The sequence below is a fragment of the Arsenophonus sp. ENCA genome (assembly GCF_002287155.1).
GTDB lineage: Bacteria > Pseudomonadota > Gammaproteobacteria > Enterobacterales > Enterobacteriaceae > Arsenophonus > Arsenophonus nilaparvatae.
The window spans coordinates 1-2,835 of sequence record NZ_NHNG01000490.1 but is presented as its reverse complement, the minus strand read 5'-3'; the positions used below and the strand labels follow the sequence as shown (position 1 = coordinate 2,835).

The 2,835-nt window shown below is 36.2% G+C and carries 3 protein-coding genes; 1 reads left to right on the top strand and 2 read right to left on the bottom strand.

Annotated elements, in window-relative coordinates:
- Positions 1–251, top strand: a 251-nt coding sequence (locus CBG25_RS13010) for an IS30 family transposase (protein WP_290607124.1), incomplete at its 5' end; no start/stop codon positions are given.
- Positions 252–498: 247 nt separating this feature from the next.
- Here CBG25_RS13010 and CBG25_RS13005 read toward each other — a convergent pair.
- Together CBG25_RS13005 and CBG25_RS13000 are read right to left on the bottom strand one after the other, a co-directional pair.
- Positions 499–1,401, bottom strand: coding sequence for a nickel/cobalt transporter (locus tag CBG25_RS13005; RefSeq protein WP_290607123.1), 903 nt, complete (start codon positions 1,399–1,401; stop codon positions 499–501).
- A 92-nt stretch (positions 1,402–1,493) separates the two neighbouring features.
- Positions 1,494–2,102 (bottom strand): DUF1007 family protein, encoded by a 609-nt coding sequence (locus CBG25_RS13000; protein ID WP_366212782.1) that lies wholly within the window; start codon positions 2,100–2,102, stop codon positions 1,494–1,496.
- Positions 2,103–2,835: the final 733 nt, after the last annotated feature.

Sequence of the window (2,835 nt, the reverse complement as noted above, 5' to 3'; positions counted from 1 at the left end):
TGCATAAACAGATAACTGAGATCACCGGTGCTAATGTCTTCTTTGCCAGGCCTTATCACTCATGGGAGCGTGGTTTAAATGAACACAGTAACGGACTTATCCGCCGTTTTTACCCAAAAGGAACGGACTTCAACTCAGTCACGGACAACGAGATTGCAGAACTTGAGCACATACTTAATACTCGGGGACGAAAATTGTTGGGCTATTTTTCTCCAAATGAAGTATTTTTAGCTCATCTAATGGCTGCATAACGTTTTATGGGTTTGTTGCGTTTCGACTGGGAATGGGCCTTTTGTCAGGTTCATCAGCAATTGCTTATATGCGCAATGGACATACTCACATTATTCTTGCACTTACCCTATGCATAGGATCATTAATGACTATTCCGTTGGCCAAATACTTAATGTTGCGTTTATCTGATCGTGTTTTGCAGTATCTAACCCTGTTATTTATTTTATCTAGTGCCATTATGATGAGTATAAAGTTATGGCATTATTTTTAGCGACCAAAAATATAAGAACCCATCGTTTGTGGAATTTCAACACTCTGAAACATAAGTAATCCAGCAATAACTAACACTATTCCACCGATTAACATTATTCCTAAACTCCAGTAAGGGTTGACATTAAACCCTTGCCATTTCGAATACCGAATAGCTAAATGGCGAGCGCTATGGACTAGTAAAGCAATTCCGCTAATAGTTATTGCAGTTCCTAAGGCCATCATTAGCGCGGCGATAATCCCCCAAGAATAAACACCGACTACATAGGAAAAAAGTAGAACAATTAATGCGCCAGAGCAGGGACGTGCTCCCATCGCGGCTATAACTGCAAGCTGGGTTCTCCAATTACCTTGTAATTCATCATCAGACAATACCTGTTTGTGGCCACAATTGCAGTCATGAGCATGTTGATGTTGGTTAGGCGAATGGATTTTAGTAAATTGAACGGGGGCTTGGCGAGATTGTTTAAATACTTTTCTTAGTCGGGAGATTGCTTTTAGACATAGTAACAGACCAAGAAAAAAGACTAAGCCATAGCTTATTTTCTCTAACCAGAAGCGGCTTAAATGTAAGTGTCGGCTAGATAGCTGGAATAAGCCAAGAACAATGGATGTTAAAACAATAGCAATAGATCCCTGTAATAATGATGCTAATAGCGTTAGGGTAAGGCTTTTTTTTAGTCTTGAAGAGTGGGTGGCAATATAGGTGGTAATAATGATTTTGCCATGCCCTGGTCCCAAAGCATGTAATAAACCATAAAAAAAGCTAAAGCCAACGATTAATAATCCTGCTTCAGTTGGTGAACTGGCCACTCGCATCAGGAGAGAAGAAAGATGTTGATTAAGTTCTCGTTGCCAATTTACCGCTAGTTGTAAACTAAAATGCCAATATTTGAACAAATAAAATGACAATATGCCAAAAAAAGAACTAAATAATCCGATTACTAGATAGTACTTTTTATTAAGTAAATTGATTGCTGGCTTGCTGGGCATTATTGACATGTTATGTTTACCTTTTGCGCAAATTGTTGGCCGAGACTAAGGTCTTCTTGCGGTGTTTCTGCTTTATCAAGAGAAAGGGCATAATCGATTATCGATGTGCTGGGCTTAGGTGTTATAAGCTGAATTCGGCATTGGGTTGAGGTATTAGTTGATGAAATTTTTGCTTTGTTGCTATAGGTCATATCAACATAATAACTTGGGTCATAAGTCATTATGGTTAATGTCTTACCAGTTAGAGTTTCTGGCTTAGCTAATTTTAGAGTAAAAGAGAGCACGGCTTGGTTCCCTTTGCGCGATAGGTGATAGTCTTTTGGGTAAAAGGAAAATTTTATTAATTTATTTTTATAATATAGGGAGGTAAAATAGTGTTGTTTAATAACATTAGCCATTACTTCAGCGCTTAACTGTTTCCACACTTCATCACTTTCTTTTGCTTGTTGTGCATCATAGAGTAAATCTGCTGATGTCATGGCATCCATAACCCAAGTCATTTTCATGGCAATGAGGTTACCATCTTTTATTTGTAATTCATTTTGCATATCAATAAAACTGTGGGGATGAGCAAAAACAGTTATTGAATAGCATAATGTTAACGCCATTAATAGATTTTGTAGCAAAATTTTCACTATAGCTATTGATTTGTAATGGTGCATTTGAGCCATCAAATAGGATATTTTGATTAACCGAAAATAGCATATCTATGCTATCAATTTTCTTTGATAATTAAATGTTACTTTGCTATTTAATCGGTTAAAAGGTTTATTACTTATATTTACTCAGATTTTTTGCAATCTTGGCTCATATTTCATCGAGAATAAATTTATTGTTATGTAAACCCTCCATTTTTGTTGTAAATAGATTAATAAATCGCTTTATTCGATCAATTATTATCGATTAATAGCTTTTGAAAATCATAAATGTTTGTATCGATCGTTTTAAACGATTGGAAGTCATTTGAATTAATAGGTTAAAAATAAAAGAACAAGGAAGAAGCTTAACAATACATGGATGTATTTATAAAACTAAAATTAGTATCTACAAAGTGAAGTGATAGAGAAAAATTGTATTTACCTATTTAAGGCTATTTCTAATTCAAATTGGTGACTACCTAATTAGTCACCTTTGTATGGCTGAAGCTTATTTTAAACAGGTGGGCACCTCGAAAAACCTAAGCCGAGTTTGATTTTGCTGATAAAGTTATCGGAAGCTGGTCTACTGAGCTAACCACCATGAAGAAACGCAGCGCCATTAAGAATGACCTCTTTGCAAACCAGTATCACCAACAGACGATCGACAAGTTGGGTGACCCGCTGGTCAAGATCGAAACCTGTA

Excerpts from the sequence above, each read along its gene's own strand:
- CBG25_RS13000 (WP_366212782.1), bottom strand. The coding sequence starts at position 2,102 with ATGGCGTTAACATTATGCTATTCAATAACTGTTTTTGCTCATCCCCAC.